Below are 23,988 nucleotides of genomic sequence, written 5' to 3'. Positions count from 1 at the left end.
GTTATAATAGATTCTTTTTATATTTGTAATACAGGTCTGTCAGGGCTCCAACCTTATGCTGTATCTCCAGCTGATACTCTGAAGCCTGATCGTAATCTTCCGCATCCAAAGCCTCTTTTGTCCTGGTAAGCAGGCTCTTCTGAGTAATTGTATCCTTGCCCAGGTCATGACGGATCTTATCGATCTCCAGCCAGTTCTTCACATCATAGTCAGAGTAATCATCTTCGTTATGACGTTTCTTACAGGTCCTGATAAAGTCCATGGTGTTAGGTATCAGCCTGTCATGAAGTTCCGTCTTCCACTGGGACAAAGTCTGAGCTTCATATGAGTCCAGAAGTATCTGCGGCAAAACGTCACCGGCCTTGAAGGCCTCTATCCTGTCCGGATGCTCATCGAAAGCCTTAAGGTTCTCCCACACCGTCGACGGAGCCCGACCGAAGAGTTTTTCTCTCTCTTCTTCCGAATAATATACGAATACATCTTCTTCACTTCTGTATTCTCTGTCCTTCTCCAGGTAGAAATCATCTTCTCCGTATTTTTTAGACAGGGACTTTTCCAGTTCACTAGGCGTCTTCTCTGCTGCCAGTGCAGCGTTGATGCCGTCTATTATGGCCATATACGATGTGGCCAATACCAGATATGTATTACTCTTAGGGTTCGGTGCTCTCAGCTCGAACCTTGTAGACATTGGATTGTTGATGTCTCTTATGAGACCTGCAAGTACTGTTCTGTTTCTGGAAGGCTTATCAACTGCCTTGCCCAGCGAGGTCACTATGCAGACCGGCGCTTCATAGCCGGGTTTCAGTCTGTTCAGCGAGTCATTAGATGAACTGATGAACGGGTTGATCACTTCGTAGTTTTTCAGGATGCCCATAAGAGCTCCAAATCCCAGAGGACTCATGAAGTCCTTCTTCATATTCTCCGGTGCGAAAAGGCTTGTCATTTTGCCATCTTTCAGCTTGGCTGCCAGGCCCAAATGCGTATGTTCTCCGCTGCCCGCTACGCCGTCGAAAGGTTTAGCCATAAACGTCACATCCAGGCCATGCCTGGTGAAGATATCTCTGACAACGTACTTGACCTGATTCTCATTATCAGCCGCCTGCATAGCGTCTGAATATTTCCAGTCGATCTCAAGCTGCTCCATAACGTGATCATAATGACCGCTGTGTCCCATCTTCGCCTTGACGCCGCCGACTTCCTTATGACCCATTTCTACTCCGAATCCATACTTGTCCAATATGACCAGTGTTTCCTCGAGAGCCGTTCTTACCTCGCCGTATGTCCTCTTCCAGTACTGTTCCTTCAGGACCTGAGCTGTGAAAAGCTGCTCTCTGTCACCTTTATCATCTGGAGTCTTGACCCAGAATTCCAGTTCCGTTGCGCTGGTGACCATGAGTTTATCTATATCAGCTACGCTGTCTGCACCCTGGATATACTTGAATACATAAGGGTGAGCCTTCAGTTCTTCCATTACCTGAGACTTGAGATATGTTATAGCATTTCTCAGTACTGCTCTGGAACAACATTCGAAATTCTCATTGTGTACCAGGAAAGCCGGTATCCTCAAAGTTCCTACAGGAAGGCCCGTAGCTGTGCATATATTTCTGAAATTATAGTCAACATACCAGTTGACTGCCAGATCCGGAATTATGTCCACCTTGGCATTGCCCAGATCCGCTATCTTAGGGAGAGCAACACTGGAACCGTCTGTCTGCACGCCATGTATCAATAGCTTATCGATGTCATCGATAAAAAGTCCTACAGGTATTTTCTCATCTGTATCATGACCGCCCATATCTATGCCTACCAGTGAAACGAACTGGACCTCAGGATGTTCCTGAAGCAGAGTCACGATATCATCTTTCGAATGCATATGGGGAGGTATGTTGAACAGCATATCATCAAGGTTAAATTCCAGCATTTTATCACTCCTTTTTTACTTAAATTGCTCGATTTACAAAAAGGTTTTTGGGACATCCAATATGAATGTCCCAAAAACGGTTATTATACTATTTCTGTTTACGTGTTCCCACGATTTATGATAGCTTGCCCAAATAGTTGGAAAGCTCCTTCATGTACTTACCGTAAGCAGTCCAGTCGCCATCCTTCAGAGCGCTCTGAGCACTGTCATAAGCGTCCTGAGCTTTCTGGATGTATTCGCTCTTGGATAATTTCTTATTACTGTCAGAAACTGTCGTTCCCGTAGTATCTGCGCCTCCGCTACTACCGAAGAGCGACTTCAATGCGTCGCCTAAGGTCGACTCGTAGGCTATCTGGTCTCCGTATACAACTACTACCCTCTTGACTTCCGGTATGGCTGCATTAGATGCTTCCAGATAAATCGGCTCTACGTACAGGAGCGAATCCTTGATCGGTATTACGAAGAGGTTCCCTCGACTGTAGTCAGATCCCGCAGAACTCCACAAGGAGAAGTCCTTGGATATCTCCGTGTTCTGGTCTATAAGTCCCTCTATCTGTTCAGGCCCGTAAACGGTCTTACTCTTAGGGAATTGATACAATACCAGTTTTCCGTAATTCTTCCCATCATTTCTGGCTATGAACAATGCCGTCATATTTGACTTGCTCTTAGGTGTATAAGGTATAGAGCTTATGAACTCTTCATTCTTCTCACCCGGCAGGTTTATGATGTAGTAATTAGGCGTCATCTTCCTGTTCTTAGTTCCATAGGTCTCGTTGGCTATGTTCCACTGGTCCTCATTCTGATAGAATACCTTGTAGTTGCTCATGTGATAACGGGTGTACATATTCGCCTGTATCTCGAACAAAGCATTAGGATATCTGATATGGGACTGCAGAGCCGTCGGCATCTCTTCGAAATCCTTGAACAGCTTCGGATATATCTTCTGATATGTCTTAGCTATTGGATCTGTCTTATCTACTATGTAGTAATTAACGTCGCCGTTGTAAGCATCTACAACTACCTTGATGGAGTTTCTAATGTAGTTAGCGCTTCCTGTTACTCCGCTATATGGCTCTGAGTACGGATAATAGGAGCTTGTCGTATAAGCATCTACCATCCAGTAGATTCTTCCATTTACCGTTACTGCATAAGGATCATCCTCATAGCTTAAGTACGGCATTATCTTCTGAACTCTCTCTTCTACATTCCTGTAGATGATTATCCTGGAATCGCTGTCGATATTAGTCGATACCAGAAGTTTCAGACTGTTCTCTCTTATAGCGAACATGACTCTGGCGAAGAAGTTCAGCTTGATTCCCGCGTTGCCGCTGTACTTGGTATACTTGTTATCCGAACCATCAGGATAATCGAATTCATCCTCGTCGGTGTCAACCAGCGAATAGTCGTTGGTCAGTTCTCCGAAGTATATCCTCGGCTGAGTTATATTGATCTCGTTTACTGTTGACTCAGGCGGTATGTTCTTGATGAGCACATCCGGCTGGCCACTGGCTGTTACCGTGTTTACCTTGGATAAGGTGGCTCCGTATCCATGAGTATACTTGATATGTCTGTTCAGCCATGTATCGCTTATCTTGCTCTCATCGATCTCTCTGATAGACAGATAAGTCTGAGTCAACTTACCGTTGATAGTATATCTGTCGACATCTACATCGTTGAATTTATAGTACTGTCTGATACTCTGAGTCTGATTATAGAACGTCTTTACAGGCGAATAATCATTGATCCTGATATTGGATATGGTGGCACTGTTCTCCGATATATCCGCGCTGGTCAGATTCTCATCTGCCGCGAATTGCTTGACAGTGACGTCATTCAATTGATAGGCTGACTGAGTATATTCAATGTTTCTTGATAAATATTTAGCTTCTTTATTCAGTTCATCCGGTGATACAACCAGGTTCTGGACTATCAGACCTACTACGATACCGGCAACTCCTACGCAAACCATGATTACAGGAACTGTGAATACCTTCTTCAGCTGCTTCTTCTTGATGAAGACAACTGTCATTATAGCTCCTATAACGGCCAGCACTGCAAGTATCCTGTAAACCCACAGAGTAATGTTCACATCTGTGAATCCGGCTCCATATACAGTACCCGTATGGGCGTGTAGCAGATCGAACTGCTTAAGGAAGAACTCTATGGCCAGCATTATGAAGAATACGACTCCCAGAACTGTCAGCTGTGCAGACGCTATCTGCAGTAACTGCTTGAAGTTCTTATCGTCGAAATGCTTCTGCGGGCGAGACTGCTTCCTTGCGTTACCTGTAACTCCACCGAAGAACTTTCCAAATGGCGAGTCATCGCCGAACGGATTGTTGCTTCCTGTGTATCTTTCACCATCATCAGTAAAGTCAGCCGTTGAATCGTCTTCTTCCATGATGTCAGGGCTGTGCATAGTGATCAGGATCATATAATAGATCAAAGTCACTATTATGAACAGCAGGATCACTCCTATGAGCAATTCATTCAATTCCTTCAGGAAATCCAGCTTGAAGACATAGAAACTTATATCCAGTCCAAACAGCGGATCCTTCTTGTGGAATGTAGTGCTGTTACTGAATTCCAGTATCTTGAACCACAATTTACTTGATGCGTAAAATGCTATAATAAGTGCGAAAACTGCAGCCGTTATTTTAGTATAACGTCCCAGTTTCTTCATATCCGTCTCTTCATGAGACGCTATATGAGCGAAATATCCCTTCCTTAACCTGCTAAAATAAATATCCATCAGCAGACCGATAACTATGAAAGTCGGTATTCCTATCTTAAGCTGTGTAAACAGCTCCTTGAAGAATACGCTAACATACTTCATCTCAGCGAACCACATCCAGTCAGTGATAAAATTGACCAATAATAAAAATAGCCCGATTATTATCACGATGAACAGGATCACAATACTGAGTCTGCGTTGAGGTTTATCCTCTGACTTAACTCTTGCTCCCTTCAATTCTTCATCCTCCTACAACTTCAGAAATAACTTACCCAAATAATGACCCCACTGATCCAAAGAGATTGTTGTAAACATCCTGGATCTTTATAGATGCCGCACTTTCCGGCGCTAATACCTTGATACATATTATCACTACCAGAATAACCACCAGTATGCTCAGTATCACTGCAAGCACCTTGAGGAAAGTATGCTTCTTCGGCCCATCCTCACCCTTTCCGGTTTCATCTTCATCATCTGCGAAGACGTCTCCAAAAGTGAGCTTGTTTTCTGCCGGTCCGGCTGAACCTCCTGCCGCAGCTGCACTGGCTGCAGGTTCTTCAGTCTCTGCCTTCTCGGTCTCTTCTTTCTCTATTACTGCACTGTTTTCTGCCCCGGCTACTACCGTTTCCGGCGTCTCCGGTCCTACGATTGCCACAGCCTCAACCATGGCGCCTTCAGTATCGATTTCCGGAGTCTGTATATCTGCAGGCGCCTCTGTATACTGATCGTAGGCTATAATATTTGCCGGCGTTTCCGGCACGGACACTCCAATGTATTCAGGTCCGCCCTTGTATGTAGCCTTTACCACTTCTACCTCAGGCACCGCTGCTTCCTGTACTGGTCTTTCAGTCTCCTGTACCGAAGGCTCAGGTCTCCCGACCGTTTCCGTGCTTTCCGTCTCTATCTTCTCAGCGGCAGCGCCGTAATCAGGTTCCTCCTCGCCTTCTGTATGATCTTTCAGTCTGCGATATTCCTGATCCAGCAAAGCCTGGAATTCTTCATTTTTCTTGTTATATGTATAGAACTTGTCTATCTTGGTAGTCTTTCCAAGGTCCACATGATCATCTACGATCCGTGTATTCGAAAAACTTCCATTATTGAGTCCTGCATCTCCGAATATCTCTTCTTCAAGGGATTTCTCCTCTGCAGCCGGCTCCTCCTCTGAAGCTTTACCTGTGAAAGGCGACACCTCTTCAGCCGGTGGCGTTGCTGCTGCAACCGGCTTATCCTCGCCGTCCTTCTTTTCAAAGAATGCCGAAGCGCCTTCCTCTTCACGTTTTCTCTTCCGTTCATCCATGACAGATTCCCAATTGAAATCTATGTCGTCTGTTTTCCTTATACCCTGTTCTGAGGGATAACCATCAAGATCCCAGTTAAATTCTTCAAATTGGAAATTTCTCTTTGGTTTCTTGTCCTCGTCATCCTTCTGGACCCCCGCATTCTGTGCATCATGGGTAGTCTGCCTGAAAGGTGGAACAAAATCGTTTTCCGCAAACATATTGACCCTCTCTTCGACTTTAGCGCCGCAGTTAGGGCAAAACCTGTCTTCCTCGTTTAACTGATGTCCACATTTTTTACAATACATACTTGCCTCCCGCAATTGAATACTGACTATCTTATCTGTTCTCTTAATTCTTCTATAGTATAAGTTCTGCCGTTTTTATCTACGGCGCAGTCAATGTCGGTAAACTTAAGGACCTTCTTCGGCTCATGAGCGCTCTTTTCCTGGACGACTATGGTCGGATCCCCATTCTTTTCAACTCTGTTATCTATATACACCACCCGGAGTTCGTGAGCCCTGGTATCGTCCGCAGCTTCTGCGCCGCCGACCGGCTCCTGAAAACTATCTCCGAGTTTGCTGTTTATCTCCTCAACGGATCCGCTGATTCTGCTCAGAAGCGCATCCTTCTTCTTATTGGCTCTGGAGTTTTTCACTGCTATGACTATAGCAACAACTATCAGTATAATCAATATAGATACTATTGCAAGTAGCGTCTTAGTGCCTATGCCGTTAACTATGATCATTCAGCGACCTCCTCCCGCATATATTTCCTCATATTATACAATAAATCTTCCCTCATGGCAAACTCTACGGTGCATTTTCAGAGGTTTTTTTGACATTATTCTTCTTGTAGAGTAGAATTACAGATAATTATTCGGAAAGGTAGACTTTGATAGTTATGCTAAGTAATCTGGTCTTTTGTTTAAATGCCACTATGCCCATATTCCTGCTGATGCTCCTGGGCATGTTTTTTATGCGCGTTGGCATCTTCACCGACGATTTTGTCGCTAAGATGAATTCCTTCGTCTTCAGGATCGCCCTGCCCGTGCTCATATTCTACGACCTGTGCAGGGAAGACTTTTACAAAGTCTGGGATCTGAAATATGTCGCATACTGTTTCTGCGCCACGGCGGCAAGCATCTTGCTGGTCACCGGCATTTCATATTTGCTTAGGAACAAAAATATTCAAGGGGAGTTTATTCAGGTGGCCTACAGAAGCAGCGCCGCCATCTTGGGCGTGACCCTAGTTGAGAACATCTACGGCAACGCCGGCATGACTCCTCTGATGATACTGGGCGCCGTGCCGCTTTACAACATCGCGGCCGTAATAGACCTTTCATTTTATAAGCCTGACCGCGGCCCCATGGACAAAAAGTTACTTGCCAAGACTGTCAAGGGCATCCTGACTAATCCCATAATTCTTGGCATAGTGGCAGGCCTGCTTTGGTCTCTTCTAGAGTTACCTATGCCAAAGGTCCTTGACACGACGGTCAGCAGCGTAGCCAGACTTGCGACGCCTCTGGGCGTTATGGCCATGGGCGCCACCTTCGATATGAAAAAAGCCCTGTCAAGCATTCGCACCGCCGGATTGGGAGCTTTCATCAAGCTCTTCGGGCTTTGTTGTATCTTCCTGCCTATAGGCATAGCCCTGGGCTTCCGCCAGGACAAACTGGTTGCCGCCCTCATAATGTGTGGCTCACCTTCCACTGTCAGCTGCTACGTCATGGCTAAGGAAATGGGCCACGAAGGCACCCTTACCAGCAGCACCGTCATGCTGACCACTCTGTTCAGTGCCTTCTCCCTGACCATGTGGCTCTTCATACTGAAGACCATGGGATTCCTGTAAAACCTTATTTAGTCCATGTATTACCTCTCTTTAACATTACTAAAAGCCGCAAAAAAATAACGCAAGTCCGTTTGGACTTACGCTTTTGCAACTCAACATTATTATTATATCACTTGATTCCACAAAAAATCAACTTTAGTTTTTACTTATGGGCTTCATAACTATTTGTGTATGTCATACAAATTATCATAATTAAATTGTGCTTAAGTCACATAAAGTATTTTGTATTCTTTTGCGAACAATATTGACTGAGGCCTTCATATGTTTTAGAGTTGTACCTATGCACCTAAATTAGTACAAGTTCTGAGAATTGGAGGAGAAACTTATGACTAATAATAAAAGAAGAACCAAAACTATGGACGGGAATACGGCGGCAGCGCAGGTATCTTATGCACTTACCGATGTGGCGGCCATATACCCCATAACCCCGTCATCCCCTATGGCTGAGGCCGTAGACGAGTGGGCGGCTTACGGCAGGAAGAATGTCTTCGGCCAGACTGTCAAGGTGGCGGAGATGGAGTCAGAGGCCGGTGCCGCTGGCACAGTCCACGGAGCCCTGACATCAGGAGCTCTGACTACAACATATACATCATCCCAGGGGCTTTTGCTTATGATCCCCAACATGTACAAAATTGCAGGCGAAATGTTGCCGGCAGTTTTTCATGTGGCAGCCAGGAGCGTATCGACTCACGCCCTCTGCATCTTCGGCGATCATACTGATGTAATGGCTACGAGGCAGACAGGCTTCGCCATGCTGGCATCCTGTTCTGTGCAGGAGGTAATGGACCTGGGGGCAGTCGCTCATCTTTCCGCAATTAAAGGCAGCCTGCCTCTCCTGCACTTTTTCGATGGTTTTCGCACATCCCACGAGATTCAGAAAATCGAAGTTCTGGAATACGATGAGTTGAAGAAGCTGGTAGACACAGATGCCGTAGATGCTTTCAGAGCCAGAGCCCTTAACCCGGATCATCCAGTAATGAGAGGCACTGCTCAGAATCCGGATATCTTCTTCCAGTCAAGAGAGGCGTCCAATACATATTACGACGAGCTTCCTGATATCGTTCAGGGCTATATGGACAAAATAGGCGATCTTACAGGAAGGCACTATAAGTTATTCGACTATGTAGGAGCTCCTGATGCGGAGAACATCATAGTGGCTATGGGCTCGGTCTGCGAGACTATAGAAGAATCCATGGACAAACTCCTGACTGACGGCCACAAGGTCGGCCTCATCAAGGTAAGGCTTTATAGACCTTTTGTTAAGAAGGCCTTCCTGGAAGCCTTGCCGAAAACCGCTGAGAGGATCGCCGTCCTGGACAGGACCAAAGAGCCCGGCGCCTTCGGTGAACCTTTGTACGAAGACGTGAAAGCCGTGCTCTATGGGGAAAAGTACGCCCCTGACGTTTACGGCGGCAGATACGGCATCGGTTCCAAAGACGTTACGCCAGGCATGGTCCAGTCAATCTTTGACAACCTCTATCACAAGCATCCTAAGGATCATTTCACCGTGGGCATTGAAGACGATGTGACAGGTCTGTCGTTGCCTTACACCGTGGGCATTTCTCGCGAGCCGGCCGGCACCATCAAATGTAAATTCTGGGGCCTGGGCTCTGATGGCACAGTTGGTGCCAACAAAACGGCCATCAAAATCATCGGCGACAAAACGGACATGTACGCTCAGGGGTACTTTGCCTATGACTCGAAAAAGTCCGGCGGCCTGACTGTGTCTCACCTACGTTTCGGCGACAAACCTATCAAGTCCGCATACTCAATCAACCAGGCGGATTTTGTTGCTTGCCAAGAAGAATATCCGCTTCTACATAATCAACGCATGGAAGATCAGCGAGGCCATCGGTCTCGGCAGCAGGATCAACATGATCATGCAGGCGGCCTTCTTCGAACTAACTAAGGTCATACCTGTAGATGACGCCATCAAATATCTGAAGGAAGGCATCCAGAAAACCTACAAGAAAAAGGGGCAACTTGTAGTCGATATGAACTGCAAGGCTGTAGACAAGGGCATCGACGCCATCGAAGAGGTCAATGTTCCGCATAAATGGCTGGACGCTCCTGACAGTCGCGAGAAGGATCTGACCAAGCCGGAATATGTTGATCAGGTAATGATTCCTGTCAACAGTCAGGAAGGCGACGATCTGCCTGTGAGCAGCTTCCTGAATCTGGCCGACGGCACATTCCCGCTAGGGACAAGCCGCTACGAAAAGCGCGGCGTAGCTGTGCATCTTCCTCATTGGGACAGCACCAAATGCATCCAGTGCAATCAGTGTTCCTTCATCTGTCCTCACTCGGCCGTCAGGCCTTACCTGCTGACCGAAGACGAGACGGCCGATGCTCCGGAAGGTTTCGAGACTATCAAGGCCCAAGGCAAGGCTTTAGAAAATTACCGCTACAGAATGCAGGTTTCTGCATTAGACTGCATGGGTTGCGGCAACTGCGCCGACATCTGCCCGGCTAAGGAAAGCGCTTTGACTATGTCTGCCTATGACGATGAAGTCAGCCAGGCTGATAACTGGGATTACGCCCAGACCCTCAGCAGGAAGGACATCGATTTAGACAAAAAATCCGTCAAAGGCAGTCAGTTCCGTATGCCTTACTTCGAGTTTTCCGGTGCCTGTGCTGGCTGCGGCGAAACTCCATATATGAAGGTGTTGACTCAGCTCTTCGGAGACAGGATGATGATAGCCAATGCCACAGGTTGCTCATCTATCTGGGGCGCCTCAGCTCCGTCTATACCATTCTGCAAGGACGATCAGGGCAGAGGTCCGGCCTGGGCCAATTCTCTATTCGAGGACAATGCTGAATTCGGCTACGGCATGGCAGTTGCTACCAAGCAGTTAAGAGAAAAGATCGAAGGCAACATGAGAGCTATCATGGAGCTTGACATAGATGATAATCTTAAGGATGTATTCCGCGAATGGCTGGAATACAAGGACAACGGCGAGGAATCCCGCCGCACCAGCAACGCCGTCGTAGAGGCTCTGGAAAACATCCAGACCAATGACGAAGTAGTCCTGAAGATTGCAGAGAGAATACTCCGCTATAAAGATTTTCTCGTGAAGAAGTCTATCTGGTCTGTAGGCGGCGATGGCTGGGCCTACGATATTGGTTACGGCGGTCTGGATCACGTTCTGGCGTCGGGCGAGGACATTAATGTTCTCGTCTTCGACACAGAGGTGTACTCCAACACCGGCGGCCAGTCATCTAAGGCTACGCCTGCTGCAGCCGTGGCTAAGTTCGCGGCCTCTGGCAAAAAGATCAAGAAAAAGGATCTGGGCAAGATGGCTATGGCCTATGGTTACGTATATGTGGCTCAGGTAGGCATAGGGGCTGACAAGTCTCAATTCCTAAAGGCTATCACTGAGGCTGAGGCATTCAACGGTCCGTCACTGATCATAGCTTATGCGCCATGTATCAACCACGGTATCAAGAAGGGCATGGGGAAGACTCAGGAGAACATTAAAGATGCTGTATCCTGCGGCTACTGGAGTCTCTATCGTTACAACCCGGATCTGTCCAAGAAAGGACGCAACCCGTTCATTCTAGATTCCAAGGAGCCTACGGCTTCCTTCCAGGATTTCATCATGGGACAGACCAGATATCTGGCCCTGGCCAAGGAGTTCCCGACGACCAGCGACCAGCTCTTCAAGCAAACAGAAATGGACGCCAGGAAGCGCTACGAAGAATACAAAAAAATGGCTGAAGAATAATATCAATAAACGAAAAAGGAAGAATCATGTGGCTGCATGATTCTTCCTTTTTCTTGCAGTATATGTTATACTGCCTTTATATATTAGTACTTAAGAAAGGTAGAAAATATGAAAACTCAAACTGAAAATTTTAAGTTCTTCTCCCATAAAGACTGCGAGTTTTTCCCATGTCATAAGGTAAAGAACCCCGACGACTTCAATTGTCTGTTTTGTTACTGCCCCCTGTACGCCCTGGGCGATAAATGCGGCGGCAACTTCAAATACACAGAAAACGGAATCAAGGACTGCAGCGACTGCATGATCCCCCACACCCGTAAAGCCTTCGACTACATCACGGCCCACTTTGATCAGATCAAAGAACTTGCACAGAAAAAATAGCCGGCCTCAGCGTGGCTGAAATCGGCAAAGATATCCATCGCCATCAGATCAACTATCTGATGGCGATTTTTCTGAATTGTTTAGATTCATCTCCAATATCCACTTCTCCTCTGAACAAATTTCCCCTATAAAAGTTCCTTTTAACAGACCTTCTATATATATAAACTGTTTTTCGAGGCATTTTGTGACATAATTTTTGAAAATAATTATGTTTTTTTGAGAATACAATCTGCTACGCTTGTCATTGCAACGGTTATAGCCCCGTGTACGATCTGTCGAAAGTTATTACAACAAAGGAATCTATGCGGGCTTTTTTCACGGCGTCTTCTATGGTGTCGTGGATCTCGTCCTCCGGCAGTCTGCACTCCGGTGAAAGGACAACATCGAAAATGTAATTGGTGTGGGTAGGCCCCTTGACCTCGCGAAGGTCGTGCATGCTCAGGACTCCGTCCATGTCATCAATGCAGTTGCAGACAATGTGCTTCACCTCATCCAACTCCGGATCGTTCTTCATGACCGGATCCATATGTACGACGAAGTGCACATGCAGAGCTTCCCCTATCTCCCGCTCGATGTTGTCGATCATATCGTGAGACTCCATAATATCCTTTGTTGCATCTACTTCCACATGCATAGACGCAAACACCTTGCCCGGGCCGTAATTATGCACCACCAGATCGTGAATGCCCAGAACGCCGTCGTATCCCTCGGCGATTTTTTTGATGTTGTTGACCAGATCCTCATCAGGCGCCTCGCCCAGCAGAGGGCTGGACGTCTCTTTGATAAGATCGATGCCGGACCAGATTATGAACAACGCCACGGCGCAGCCGATGTAACCGTCCAGAACAAGGCCGGAGCACTTGGTGATGATAACGCCCAGAAGGACGGCAGCCGTTGATATGACGTCGTTCCTGCTGTCAGCCGACGCAGCTTTGACTGTGACGGAATCGATAGCCCGGCTCACATAGCCGTAGAACGCGCTTTGCCAGAGCTTGATACCGATGGCTGCTACCAGAACAATTATGGTCACAGCCGTGTATTCCACCTGCTCAGGGTGAAGGATCTTCCCGGCCGATGACTTCAGCAGCAATCCGCCGACGAAAATTATTATGATAGAAATTATTATCCCCGTCAGATATTCGATGCGGGCGTGACCGTAAGGATGCTTCTTGTCCTCGGGCAAAGCCGCCAACTTGAATCCCACCAGGGTGATTATGGATGACGACGCATCAGAAAGGTTGTTGATGCCGTCAGCAATAATGGCGATGCTGGCCGATATGATACCTATGAGGATCTTAGCCGCGCACAAAACGAGATTTGACACTATGCCCACGACTCCGGAAAATTTCCCGTAGCTCTCCCGGACCCTGACATCGTCAGTGTTCTTATAATCTTTTACAAATAATTTAATAAGTAATTTAGTCATTTTACCGTCACCTTCTGCAGCCTATACCGAATAAGAATATTTTAGCCGTTTTACAGTCTGATTGCAACCTTGCTTCGAGTCCGATTCCCTCATTTCCTTGCAAAGCCATAGCTTGATTTCTTCACATTTGAAATTTTCTACTTTGCAAGGCCGAATTGTTGCTATAGTAGAAAAAATCGATGAAATAAGTGTTTTCTGTTAATTCGATTTAAAGCAATCACCAATTTTTTCTACTAAAACATGGAAATTGCTTTTGTAGTAGAAGACAGAGTGTCAAGTCCATATTTGTGTGTAAATTCACTTCAGTTAAAATGTATCACCATCAGTTATGCAGCATTCCCGCTTTGTATTTTTATCATTATACTTGTTCGCTTTTCATAGTAATCTTTCATATCAAACAGCCTCGGAAGCGTTGTCCAATCGTTATGGTCATCCAGAAGTACCGCCCCTATGAGTCGGATCACAGATGCAGAGTTCGGGAATATCTGTATCACTTTTTCCCGTCTTCTTATCTCCCGGTTTTCTCGTTCAATAGTGTTGCTCGTTCTTAGAGACTTCCTGTATTTTGATGGTAGTGCCATTATTATCATACTATCTTCAAATCCACTATCCAGTATAGCCATAGAGTCCTTGGCGCTGTCCTTGTACTCTTCGCAGATGGTATCTTTCAATCGACGTGCTTCTCCTATAGTGGATGAGTTGAACATATCCGTCAATTCGGACGACAACCCTGCCATGAATCGTTTAGGACATCTGCTCAATATGTTACGCCTTAAGTGGGCCTGGCATCTTTGCCACGATGCGCCCACAAAAGACTCTTTGATCGCAGCTACCAGCCCGGTATGGGCATCTGAAGTAATGATATCAACATCACGTAGTCCCCGGCTTTTTAGGCCTTCAAAGAATTCCTTCCATGTACTTTCGGATTCTGTATCATATATGTCGAACCCTATGATTTCTTTATGTCCGCTGGTATTTATTCCAACTGCTACAAACAGCGCTTTGGATCTGATTCTATGATCCTCTCTCACCTTTACATATATCGCATCTGCCATAATGAACGGATATTTCTCTGGAAGAAGTCGTTCCTTGAATTGTTTTACCGGAATATCCAGCCCCTTGCATATCTCAGAAACTGTTGATTTCGAGAATGTCTCGCCACACAACTCAGCAGTCACTTTTTTCACGCTTTGTGTTGATACGCCTTGGGTCACCATCTCCATCATCGTTGCAATCAGAGCCTGTTCATTTCTTTGATAATTTTCAAAGAGTGTAGTCTGAAATGGCACATCTCTATGTCGAGGTACCTTCAGCTCCAGCGTACCGATTCTTGTGTTCAAGTCTCTTGTTCTGGTGCCATTTCTGTAATCGGTTCGGTCCTCCGTCCTTTCATAATTCTCTGCACCAAGTTGTTCTGTTGATTCCGCCTCGAGTACTGTATTGAGGATAGTTTCCATCAATATACCAAAAGCCTCATCTTTGGTTTTCGAAAAAAGTCCTGTAAAAATTTCGCTATCTAATGTAAAATGTAATTGAGCCATAGTTCTACTCCTTTCAGTTACAAGTTGTTTTTGTCCAATTACATTTTAACTGAAATTAGAGCTATGTGCTCATTTTTTTTATTTAATGAATTTACACCATTATATGTCCACTATCAAGACAGAGAGTTAGTTTCTCTGAATTATAATCCAAGAATAACATTTTTTTGCCGTTTTCCTGTTTTCACAACCGCAGACGTGATTGGCTTTCTACTGGATGAGCAAAAACCGCCTTAAAAGTAGAAAATTTCAAAAGTGTTGATCGTGTGAAGATGGTGTATTCATTAGTCTGATGCGACAGCCCCTTTACGGCACTGCCCTTTCGGGTTCGATCCCCTCATACATTGTAAATACCAATAAAAAACAGAGTGAAAATTCACTCTGTTTTTTATTGGTACACCATGAGGGGATCGAACCCTCGACACCCTGATTAAGAGTCAGGTGCTCTCCCAGCTGAGCTAATGGTGCACATGTCTGATTATGTACCTGTTTCGTGGCACATTTGATATATTACCATTTTCACAGGGCAATGTCAACAAGAAATTGCCCTTTTTCAATGGTTTTTTCTATATCAGTTCCAACATGTTTTCCAAAGCCGCATCCTTATCTTCCGGATTGTCCACAACATCCTGCTCTTTTCTGTAGGAAGCCATGATATCGCTGAAGATCTCTGCCGTTGTCGGCGGAGTATAACTTATGGTATTGGCGCCTGCATCAATGGTCTCTCTGATAGAGTCATCGCTTGGGCCGCCCGTGGCTATAATAGGAACTGTAGGGAATTCTTTTCTGATGTGACGGACCAGCTCTGCCGTCTTGGCAGCCGCAGATACGTTAAGTATGGATACGCCGGAATCAAGGCGTTTCTGTATATCTGTATCCTCATTTATTACGGTGGCTATGACCGGTATGTCTATGAGCTTCTTGATCAGCTTGATATTCTCGTTGACCATAGGCGCATTAACTACTACGCCGAAGGCGCCCTGGGCCTCGGCATCCTTGGATATCAGAGCCGAGCGGAAACCGTTGGTCATTCCGCCGCCTACGCCGCAGAATACAGGAATAGACGAAGCATTGATTATCGTCTGCGATATGATCTGCTGTGGCGTGAAAGGGTAGACTGCAAGCACTGAATCTGCATTGCAGTTACGTATCACCGCTATATCCGTTGAAAACAGGCAGGATTTGATTCTTCTGCCCAATACTACCATTCCCTTTGCTGACCAGATCACCTCAGGTATCTGGATAGACTTAGCGCGGAGTGTTCCGCTTATCCTCGGTATTTCCTTATGTGCCATAATTTAGCCCCCCTAAATCATACTATGACTTATATTCTGGTGCTTCTGCCGTCCCATTGGCTGAAGCCTCATCCTCCGGTTCCTCTTCATCCCCTTCGACTATAGGGAAAAGTATCTCCGTAGTATATATCTTCTCTTCCTCCATAGCCTTGAAGGTACCGTTCATATCCTCGCATATCTTCTTGCAGGTCTTGACGCCTATCTTTGTGCTCTCAACCTTCTTGGCCTCGTCCCAGATATGGTTCTGCAGGACGATCTTGATCTTGTCCCTGATGACATCAGCCTTGACCTCCACTGCGAATTTGGTATTGGCGTACTTCATGATATTGGAGAAAAGGTTATCGAACAATCTACGCAGTGACGAAATATCCGTCTCTACCATTATCTGCTCTGGAATGTTGTACTGCAGATTGATATTGTTGCCGTAACTGATGGCTTCCGCCACATGCTCCACCAGGATCTGCTGGAACAAAATACCCGCGTCGAGCTTTTCCATATTCTTGCCCTGGTCTTTATTGCCGAATACCAGGAAATACTGGAACAGCTTGTCAGACAGGTCCTTCAGCTGGAAAGCCTTCTCCCTGCAGGAAGCGATATATTTATCCAGTTCCTCGTAGGAATTGAACTTCTTACCCTCGATTATATCCAGATAGCCTATGAGCGAGGTCAGCGGCGTCCTTATGTCGTGAGACATTGACGTTATAAGCTGAGTGTTAGCGTCCCAGGCTGCCTTCTCATTATCCATCTTCTCCAGAATAGCATTGCGCATGGTGTCCACACTGCCGGCCAGTTTGCCGATCTCATCGTTGTGGACTGTGGCAATGTTACGCTTAAGGTCTCCCTCGCTGATTTTTCGGACGTCATCGGACAAAGTGATGACCCTGCGCAAAACGAAGCTGTTATATACCAGAATGGCCAGCAGGAATACCATAGCAGACAATAATATCTTCACTATGTTCATGATACTGTACCAGTAGTTTTCCTTATATACGTTTATAAACACGTAATAATCGCCGTCAGCAAATTTCACTATCCTGTTGTACAGGTCGCTCTTGAACTTGCTGGCGTCTATTCTCTCTTTTTTATCTGATGTAGCCGCATCCTTCCTGTTACTGGCTGCATTGGAGTCTCCAGTCAGGGAGCCGGCATTACTGCCGGTATCGGTGATCCATCCTGCAGAGAAAAGATCGCCGTTGTTATCATAAACGATGAAGCCCATGTAGTCCTCATCCTTCATCCACTTCTTCAAAGCAGCTGTATCCGTAGCCTTCACATCATGTTTCCCGATATATGCCGTAAGGTCAGAATACTTCTGATCTATAGCCTTGGTCTTTGCGGATTTGGACAAAAACATCTTATCAGCCACCTGATTCTCCAGTAGATTGCACCCTAAAAGGGTCCCTGTTGCCAGCAGAGCCGCTACGATAATAGCCACTGCCAGCTTGAAATTCAGGGACAGGAATCTTTTCTTCGTGAAGAAGTTTACCCAGGATCTGTCATTACTCAATGCGGTATCCCTTTCCCCACACGGTCTTGATAATCTTCGGCTTATTGATGTCGTCTTCCAGCTTTTTACGCAGGTTCAAAACGTGAACCATGATAGTGTTACCTGCTGAAGGCAGGTATTTCTCACCCCAAACACTTTCATAAAGGTCCTTATTCTGAACTATATCTCCCTTGTGGTCCATAAAATATCTTAAAATGTCGAATTCTTTATCTGTCAGGTTTATTCTGGTGTCATCCTTACGAACGGATCTGGTCCGCACATCTACTACGACGTTTTCCGCCAGGACTTCCTTATTATCATCGGCTTTGGCCATGACCTCCACCTTATCATACTCGTTGTGACGTCTTATGAGCGACTTGATCTTCATCAGAAGCTCAGTCTGTGAAAATGGCTTGACCAGAAAATCATCGCCGCCGTTGGTATAGGCCTCGACTTTATCCTGATCCTGAGACTTGGCTGTAAGGAAGAGAATAGGCACCTGAGACTTCTGTCTCACCTTGGCGCACACTTCTACTCCGTCCATTTCCGGCATCATTATATCCAGCACTATCAAGTCGATAGATTCATCGCTATATACCTTCTCAACTGCCAGCTTACCGTTCTCCGCCTCATCAACATCGAATCCCTCGCTGCTGAGGAGCACCGTAAGCACTTCTCTGATGTTCGGATCGTCATCTACAATTAATATTCTATCATGCATAACTGCAACCTTTCTTCCCTGTTCCCTCTCGTAACCTTTACATTTTATATCAAAACTGCCCACTAAGTATAGTGGTTTCGTGATTTTTAACATTTATTAAGAATTTTTAAGATTAGCATTGACCTTATCTACCATGACGATAACGATGACAGTCCCTATAGCTGCCAGTATGGTTGACAACATAGTCAGCATCCTGGCGCCGCTGAAATCAAGGATCACGCCGCCGAAGAGGCTTCCCAGCACCGAGCTCACGGTTATCATCATCGTGTAAAGAGCCTGACCTTTTACAGCCTCACCTTTGCTCATGATTTCATCTATATAGTGTACCATGGCCGGCAGGAACAGCGCGAAACTTACCAGTTGTAGGAATTGCGCGGCGAAAATCATAGCTACCGACTGTGCCAGGAAAACTACGCCTATCTTAAGAGTGAAGCCAACGGACGCTACCTTCAGCAGAAAACCGCAGGAAAACCTTTTGTTTATCCAGTCGAAGCAGAATAACGTAGGTATTTCCAAGAACGCCATGAGGGAGAATATCCTGCCCATGTCCGTTTCCGTACCGCCGACATTGGTAACTATCTGCAGCATGAAATTGTTCAGCACCTGATTCTCTATGAACACCAGCAACACGCCGATCTGCAACACGAAGAACAATTTGTTCCTTTTGACGAAGTCAATAAGATTGATTTCCTCAGACTCTTCCGCCGGCAGTTTTGCTTTCGCCTCAGCCAGCTTTTTCTCGTTGACCTTCATGACCTTATGATACTGCCTGGCCGTCATGGCTATGCTGATCATGAGCAGCACCATCATCACTTCGCTGGTTATGGGAAGAATGGATATGCCGCATCTCTCTACCAGGTCTCCCAGGAACAGGCACAGTACCGAATAGGCCAGGGAGCCCATGCTCCTGCAGACGCCGAAATTCAGATGGACACCGCACTCCTGAAGTTTGAAGTTCAATGAATTGAACAGAGGCTGCAGCACCGTGTGCCAGGCCAGGAGCAAAACGTAAATGACGAAAAGGGCCATTGTCCTTCCGTGAAGTATGAACATGAATGCCGTGAAAACCATCATCATCAACGTCATTATCTCCGTAATGCTGATGATGGGAAAACGTTTGGACCTGTCTGCCAGGTCGGCAGTCAGCGGCTGCATTACTACGGCCAGCACATTGGCTACGGCCATGATAATGCCTATTTCAGAATTGGAATATCCGTTACCCAGCAGGAACACCGACGCGAAGCTTGCGCAGCTGGCATAAATCATCCAGTATGTTCCGTGAATGGTAGCGTATTCAAAATTCAGCAGTTTATTCATTATTAGTTTCCTTCCTGACGCAGCGAAGTCATCCCTCTGCCACAGGGAATATTATAACAAATTATCAGCATTTTTCAAACAAAAATAGGAGCCGCATCCGCAAACGGTCACAGCTCCATGTTATTTTCCCTCTTATTTGATATATTCTGCCGCGATTTTATCGGTCACAAGTTCTCTGGCTGCAGGCTCCTCTGCAGGGTAACCCAGGATCAGCCCCGATACCATCTCGAATCCCTCAGGGATCCTGAGAGCGGCCTTGAATCCTTCATTTCCCTTGATGGCAGCCACATTGCCCATGATGTAGCATGAACCCACGCCCAGATCCGTAGCCTCGATGATCATATTCTCAATGACACAGGCTGTGTTCATAGGAGTGATATCTCCGGCGGCTCCGGAAACCATTATAAATGTAGGCGCGCTGCACAGCGGATGAGGGATATCTATACCCTGTTTAGCAAAAAAGCTGGCACCGGCTCCATCGATTTTCTCAATGAGTCCCTTGTCCTGTACTACTGTAAATTTCAGCGTGTCGTACTTTCCCATTCCTACCGGAGCGGCATTGCCTGCCTCTATGATTTTCTTCAGATCTTCATCCTTTAACTGCTCTGGCTTATACACCCTGCATGAGCATCTCTTAGCAATTGCATCTAATGTATTCATTAAAATTACCTCCTTGTTCACTATGTTTCCATTATACTATAAAAGCCGTACTTTGAAACATACGGCTTCTGTTATGATTTATATTATTTCGAAGTCTGCTAAACTCCTGTAGTAATAGTCCGAGTATCTGATTATATCTTCCTGATCGGCCTCGCTGACTTCATCGTAAATGCCCACTGTACGGAAGCCCTCGCCTCTGGCGGTCTTAATGGCGTACAGACCGTCTTCAAAGACCCATGTCAGGGGTATCTCCGTGCCCATCTGTGACACAGCCTCAAAGAAAATCGCCGGGCTGGCCTTTGTTGTATCGAAGTCTCCGCAGGACAAAACCGCCTGAAAGTAGTCTTGAATGCCGAGCCTTTTAAAGGCCGCGTCGATGCAATACTGATCCGTAGATGACGCCACGGTCATGGGGATACCGGCCGCATCCATACGCTGCAGCAGTTCCAGTGCGCCTTCCTTCAGCGGTGCCTCGTCGAAATAGTATTGCTCCATCTGTTCGTTGATGCCGCGGCTGACCTCCGGGACCGTCATTTCCAAGTCATATTCATCTATCATGAACTGGGCGCCGGAATCAACGGTCTCCACGAAGAGCCGGTCACCCAGACCCTCTGCCGCCTTGATACCGAGGGTCGCCAGATACCTGGCCCCCGCGTCGTGCCACACGGGCATCGTATCTAAAAGCGTTCCATCTACATCGAAAATCGCCCCTGCGATCAGCTCAGTGCTATTTACTCTTCTTAAATGCATAGTACAGTTTATATCCCTTTCCGTTTCTCTCTCCCGAGTATCTCAGCATGTATCCGTCGCTGTTGATACCCAGAGTCTGATCCCCTGCCACGAGCTTCTTCTTGCCATTAAGTGTCCAAGTCCCGCTCTCGGCGATGTCCTTGCCGTCGATAGTTCCCTTGGCTGTGTAACTGCCGTCCTTATTAACGATGTACTTGCAGGATCCTGCGTCAGTTATACTGCCATCGCTATCCAGAAGGCCCTTAAGTTTCCATGTGCCAATGTACAACTTGGATGCCTGCGCATCAGTCTTATTCTCCGTAGTAGCCGCCGTAGTGTCCTCGTTGGCAGGATCGGTGCTGTCGCCCTCGTCGGTTTTCTCTGTGCTGTCGCTGCTGCCGGAATCACCGCTCTGAGCCTGCTCCGTATCACTTTTACTGCCGGAACTGTCCTTATCCTTAGTGGAACTCTTGCTGCCGCAGGCGAAGCAGAATGCCACCATCAGGCATATCATAAATATTACAAAAATTTTCTTCCTCATAACTCCCCCCAGACTCTCACTTCACGTAAACGCTGATTTCCGTGTCGTCCTTAAACACGATAACATACCATTTCTTCCCCAGATGATTCCCGTCTATGCCGCAATCCCTGACCACCTTCACATTCTCAGACGAAGCGATCCTGTCAAGGGTGGTTTTGTCCACGACCTTACCGCTGTACTGGGCGATTTCCTTACCTATCATATTCATGTACCCCCTTGCATCTGTTTATCTATTGCCATTGTATCATCGCCTGCGTAAGTTTGCAAGAAATTAATAGCATGCTATTGACTTTTTGTTGTAATGGGTTTAATATCATACTATCGAATGGAGAATAACTATGGATACTAAAGATAAATGCGGCTTCATGATCAAGCAACTTCATGACGCCTTGGAGAAAGAATCCAATAATATGCTCAGGCGGGACGGCTTGACTATGGCTCAGGTCGGTGTGCTGATGTTACTCGATGATACGCCCGGTCAGGAGCTTCCACTGAAGGAAATCGAGAAGTACATGAAGGTGGCCCAGTCCACGGCCGCCGGCGTTATCACCAGGCTGGAACAAAAGGATCTGATCGACAGTTTCGGCGACCCGGGGGACAAAAGAATAAAGCTGGTTCGTCTCACGTCCCGCGGCAAGCAGTGCTGCAAGACAGCCGAGGAGAATATGAATATTGCTGAAGAGCATCTGTTATCGTCTCTGACGGAAACTGAACGCAAGGATTTCCGAATTATGCTGGGAAAAGTCAGAGACACTATTAAATAATTATAACTCATGCCTGTCACTGTGGCAGGCATTCATCAAGGGGTAATCAATAGCGTGCTATTGAGTTTGTGTCCTGTGAAAGGACAGATATTATGAATGAAAAATTACAGGAATTCGAATCAGGATCCATTAGCAAGGCGGTTTTCAACAACGCTCTGCCAGCTATGGCGGCCATGCTCATGGTCCTCATATATAATCTGGCCGATACATTTTTCATCGGTCAAACTCACGACGCCGTTCAAGTGGCAGCCGTATCCCTTGCGACGCCTATATTCCTCATATTCATGGCCGTCGGCTCTGTTTTCGGTATCGGCGGCACATCAGTTATTTCCAGAGCCATGGGCGAAAAGCGCACTGAATATGCTAGAAAAGTCTGTGCTTTCTGTATGTGGGGATGCATCATAGTCGGGGTCATCATGTCAGTTTTCTTTTGGATCTTCATGGGCCAGATCCTGAAACTAGTCGGCGCTACTGACGCCACCTGGGATCTTGCGAAGACATACCTGAACATAGTATGCATAGGTGGGCCCTTCGTGCTCATAGGAAACTGCTACTCCAACATCCTCAGAGCTGAAGGCCAATCCCGGAAAGCCATGATGGGCCAGCTCATAGGCAACCTTATCAACGTAGTTCTGGACCCAATCATGATCCTGGGGTTTGGGTGGAATATCGCGGGTGCGGCCATCGCTACTGTCATCGGCAATGTCTTCGGCGCCGGCTATTATCTGGTGTACTTCTGGCGGGGAAAGTCCATGCTCAGTATCAGTCCTAAGTATGTGACTTTGAAAGATAAAGTCTGCAGCGGTGTTCTTGCCATAGGCATACCGGCGTCTCTGAGCTCACTGCTTATGAGTATTTCTCAGATCATCGTCAATAGCCAGATGGCCTCTTATGGAGATATGGCACTGGCCGGCATCGGCGTTGCTATGAAGGTCACTATGATTACAGGAATGATCTGCATAGGCCTTGGTAACGGCGTGCAGCCACTACTGGGCTATTGCGTCGGGGCTAATCTGTGGGATCGCTACAAAAAAGTCCTGAAATTTTCCATGGTCTTCGCTCTGATCCTAAGCGTCGTGTTGACTGCGACTTGCTACCTGTTCTGTAATCAGATAGTCCACGCCTTCCTGTCTGATGAGAAAGCCTTCGAATATGCAGTGGAATTCTCGCGGATCCTGCTTTGCACCAGCTTTCTCTTCGGCATATTCTATGTGCTTATAAGCACTCTGCAGGCCATGGGCGACGCTACTTCCTCACTTATCGTCAACCTGAGCCGTCAAGGCCTGATCTACATTCCAATGCTGTTTATACTCCAGGCATTGATGGGTATCAACGGTCTGGCCTGGGCCCAGCCGGTAGCCGATATTCTATCAACTGCTCTGGCCGCCTTCCTCTGCGTGAGGGCTACCAGGAAGATGATGAGGCTGGGTAAGGCTCACTCCTGACGGGGGACCTTCCATAAATTTGCATAGGTCTCCGGCCGTAGAGTGCCACGCTACCACCATCGCCTTCGGCTCTGTGCTAGCTGCACTCCTGACGGGGGACCTTCCATAAATTTGCATAGGTCTCCGGCCGTAGAGTGCCACGCTACCACCATCGCCTTCGGCTCTGTGCTAGCTGCACTC

At 46.7% G+C, this 23,988-nt stretch carries 18 protein-coding genes, 1 tRNA gene and 1 pseudogene; 5 read left to right on the top strand and 15 right to left on the bottom strand.

The features are described from left to right. Position 1 precedes the first annotated feature (1 nt). The 4 genes from EV211_RS05665 to EV211_RS05650 form a co-directional block, all read right to left on the bottom strand. The gene (locus EV211_RS05665) at positions 2–1,921 is read right to left on the bottom strand and encodes a type I glutamate--ammonia ligase (protein ID WP_133528452.1); all 1,920 of its coding nucleotides are present in this window, start codon (positions 1,919–1,921) and stop codon (positions 2–4) included. 115 nt (positions 1,922–2,036) lie between these two features. After that, positions 2,037–4,892, bottom strand: coding sequence for a UPF0182 family membrane protein (locus tag EV211_RS05660; RefSeq protein WP_133528451.1), 2,856 nt, complete (start codon positions 4,890–4,892; stop codon positions 2,037–2,039). A gap of 31 nt (positions 4,893–4,923) precedes the next feature. Then, positions 4,924–6,240, bottom strand: coding sequence for a zinc ribbon domain-containing protein (locus EV211_RS05655; RefSeq protein WP_133528450.1), 1,317 nt, complete (start codon positions 6,238–6,240; stop codon positions 4,924–4,926). A 26-nt stretch (positions 6,241–6,266) separates the two neighbouring features. After that, positions 6,267–6,680, bottom strand: a complete 414-nt coding sequence (locus tag EV211_RS05650; RefSeq protein ID WP_133528449.1) for a hypothetical protein — start codon at positions 6,678–6,680, stop codon at positions 6,267–6,269. A gap of 155 nt (positions 6,681–6,835) precedes the next feature. Here EV211_RS05650 and EV211_RS05645 point away from each other — a divergent pair, with 155 nt between their 5' ends. The 3 genes and pseudogenes from EV211_RS05645 to EV211_RS05635 all read left to right on the top strand — a co-directional run bounded on the left by EV211_RS05645 (position 6,836) and on the right by EV211_RS05635 (position 11,886). Further along, positions 6,836–7,783 (top strand): AEC family transporter, encoded by a 948-nt coding sequence (locus EV211_RS05645; protein ID WP_133528470.1) that lies wholly within the window; start codon positions 6,836–6,838, stop codon positions 7,781–7,783. 325 nt (positions 7,784–8,108) lie between these two features. Then, positions 8,109–11,508: pseudogene (gene nifJ, locus EV211_RS11125) on the top strand (pyruvate:ferredoxin (flavodoxin) oxidoreductase). A 108-nt stretch (positions 11,509–11,616) separates the two neighbouring features. Further along, positions 11,617–11,886: a cysteine-rich small domain-containing protein gene (locus EV211_RS05635; protein WP_133528448.1), complete on the top strand. Its 270-nt coding sequence runs from the start codon at positions 11,617–11,619 to the stop codon at positions 11,884–11,886. 253 nt (positions 11,887–12,139) lie between these two features. Here EV211_RS05635 and EV211_RS05630 read toward each other — a convergent pair whose 3' ends face one another. The 11 genes from EV211_RS05630 to EV211_RS05580 form a co-directional block, all read right to left on the bottom strand. Next, positions 12,140–13,312, bottom strand: coding sequence for a cation diffusion facilitator family transporter (locus tag EV211_RS05630; RefSeq protein ID WP_133528447.1), 1,173 nt, complete (start codon positions 13,310–13,312; stop codon positions 12,140–12,142). Between the two features lie 326 nt (positions 13,313–13,638). Further along, complete coding sequence (locus tag EV211_RS05625) at positions 13,639–14,853, bottom strand: IS256 family transposase (protein WP_133528446.1); 1,215 nt, start codon at positions 14,851–14,853, stop codon at positions 13,639–13,641. 389 nt (positions 14,854–15,242) lie between these two features. Further along, a tRNA-Lys gene (locus tag EV211_RS05620) sits at positions 15,243–15,318 on the bottom strand. A gap of 98 nt (positions 15,319–15,416) precedes the next feature. After that, the gene (locus EV211_RS05615; protein WP_207667994.1) at positions 15,417–16,145 is read right to left on the bottom strand and encodes a beta/alpha barrel domain-containing protein; all 729 of its coding nucleotides are present in this window, start codon (positions 16,143–16,145) and stop codon (positions 15,417–15,419) included. A 22-nt stretch (positions 16,146–16,167) separates the two neighbouring features. After that, positions 16,168–17,652, bottom strand: coding sequence for a HAMP domain-containing sensor histidine kinase (locus tag EV211_RS05610; protein WP_133528445.1), 1,485 nt, complete (start codon positions 17,650–17,652; stop codon positions 16,168–16,170). Next, a complete protein-coding gene (locus EV211_RS05605) occupies positions 17,645–18,352 on the bottom strand; it encodes a response regulator transcription factor (RefSeq protein ID WP_133528444.1) in 708 nt (235 codons plus the stop codon). Before EV211_RS05605 ends, EV211_RS05610 begins: the two co-directional genes overlap by 8 nt. A 96-nt stretch (positions 18,353–18,448) precedes the next feature. Then, positions 18,449–19,669 carry an MFS transporter gene (locus EV211_RS05600; protein WP_133528443.1) on the bottom strand — a complete coding sequence of 407 codons (1,221 nt, stop codon included), beginning with the start codon at positions 19,667–19,669 and terminating at the stop codon, positions 18,449–18,451. A gap of 132 nt (positions 19,670–19,801) precedes the next feature. Next, entirely contained in the window at positions 19,802–20,329 is a 528-nt protein-coding gene (locus tag EV211_RS05595) for a nitroreductase family protein (protein WP_133528442.1), read from the bottom strand. Between the two features lie 78 nt (positions 20,330–20,407). Beyond that, positions 20,408–21,079: an HAD family hydrolase gene (locus EV211_RS05590; protein WP_133528441.1), complete on the bottom strand. Its 672-nt coding sequence runs from the start codon at positions 21,077–21,079 to the stop codon at positions 20,408–20,410. Further along, complete coding sequence (locus EV211_RS05585) at positions 21,057–21,599, bottom strand: hypothetical protein (RefSeq protein ID WP_133528440.1); 543 nt, start codon at positions 21,597–21,599, stop codon at positions 21,057–21,059. Before EV211_RS05585 ends, EV211_RS05590 begins: the two co-directional genes overlap by 23 nt. 16 nt (positions 21,600–21,615) lie before the next feature. Next, entirely contained in the window at positions 21,616–21,801 is a 186-nt protein-coding gene (locus EV211_RS05580) for a hypothetical protein (RefSeq protein WP_133528439.1), read from the bottom strand. Positions 21,802–21,937: 136 nt separating this feature from the next. On the opposite strand from EV211_RS05580, the gene EV211_RS05575 reads away from it, so the two are divergent. Both EV211_RS05575 and EV211_RS05570 read left to right on the top strand, forming a co-directional pair. Then, positions 21,938–22,363 (top strand): MarR family winged helix-turn-helix transcriptional regulator, encoded by a 426-nt coding sequence (locus EV211_RS05575; protein ID WP_133528438.1) that lies wholly within the window; start codon positions 21,938–21,940, stop codon positions 22,361–22,363. A 92-nt stretch (positions 22,364–22,455) separates the two neighbouring features. Next, positions 22,456–23,808 carry an MATE family efflux transporter gene (locus EV211_RS05570; protein ID WP_243108548.1) on the top strand — a complete coding sequence of 451 codons (1,353 nt, stop codon included), beginning with the start codon at positions 22,456–22,458 and terminating at the stop codon, positions 23,806–23,808. Positions 23,809–23,988 lie beyond the last annotated feature (180 nt).

Source organism: Aminicella lysinilytica (genome assembly GCF_004362975.1).
Lineage (GTDB): Bacteria > Bacillota > Clostridia > Peptostreptococcales > Anaerovoracaceae > Aminicella > Aminicella lysinilytica.
This window is presented reverse-complemented; position numbering and strand designations above follow the sequence as displayed.

Bases quoted from the DNA above. Each gene is read 5' to 3' on its own strand.
- EV211_RS05570 (WP_243108548.1), top strand. From the start codon at position 22,456: ATGAATGAAAAATTACAGGAATTCGAATCAGGATCCATTAGCAAGGCG.
- EV211_RS05575 (WP_133528438.1), top strand. From the start codon at position 21,938: ATGGATACTAAAGATAAATGCGGCTTCATGATCAAGCAACTTCATGAC.
- EV211_RS05605 (WP_133528444.1), bottom strand. From the start codon at position 18,352: ATGCATGATAGAATATTAATTGTAGATGACGATCCGAACATCAGAGAA.
- EV211_RS05600 (WP_133528443.1), bottom strand. From the start codon at position 19,669: ATGAATAAACTGCTGAATTTTGAATACGCTACCATTCACGGAACATAC.
- EV211_RS05630 (WP_133528447.1), bottom strand. From the start codon at position 13,312: ATGACTAAATTACTTATTAAATTATTTGTAAAAGATTATAAGAACACT.
- EV211_RS05580 (WP_133528439.1), bottom strand. From the start codon at position 21,801: ATGATAGGTAAGGAAATCGCCCAGTACAGCGGTAAGGTCGTGGACAAA.
- EV211_RS05665 (WP_133528452.1), bottom strand. From the start codon at position 1,921: ATGCTGGAATTTAACCTTGATGATATGCTGTTCAACATACCTCCCCAT.
- EV211_RS05635 (WP_133528448.1), top strand. From the start codon at position 11,617: ATGAAAACTCAAACTGAAAATTTTAAGTTCTTCTCCCATAAAGACTGC.
- EV211_RS05590 (WP_133528441.1), bottom strand. From the start codon at position 21,079: ATGCATTTAAGAAGAGTAAATAGCACTGAGCTGATCGCAGGGGCGATT.
- EV211_RS05650 (WP_133528449.1), bottom strand. From the start codon at position 6,680: ATGATCATAGTTAACGGCATAGGCACTAAGACGCTACTTGCAATAGTA.
- EV211_RS05625 (WP_133528446.1), bottom strand. From the start codon at position 14,853: ATGGCTCAATTACATTTTACATTAGATAGCGAAATTTTTACAGGACTT.
- EV211_RS05655 (WP_133528450.1), bottom strand. From the start codon at position 6,240: ATGTATTGTAAAAAATGTGGACATCAGTTAAACGAGGAAGACAGGTTT.
- EV211_RS05645 (WP_133528470.1), top strand. From the start codon at position 6,836: ATGCTAAGTAATCTGGTCTTTTGTTTAAATGCCACTATGCCCATATTC.
- EV211_RS05585 (WP_133528440.1), bottom strand. From the start codon at position 21,599: ATGAGGAAGAAAATTTTTGTAATATTTATGATATGCCTGATGGTGGCA.
- EV211_RS05595 (WP_133528442.1), bottom strand. From the start codon at position 20,329: ATGAATACATTAGATGCAATTGCTAAGAGATGCTCATGCAGGGTGTAT.
- EV211_RS05615 (WP_207667994.1), bottom strand. From the start codon at position 16,145: ATGGCACATAAGGAAATACCGAGGATAAGCGGAACACTCCGCGCTAAG.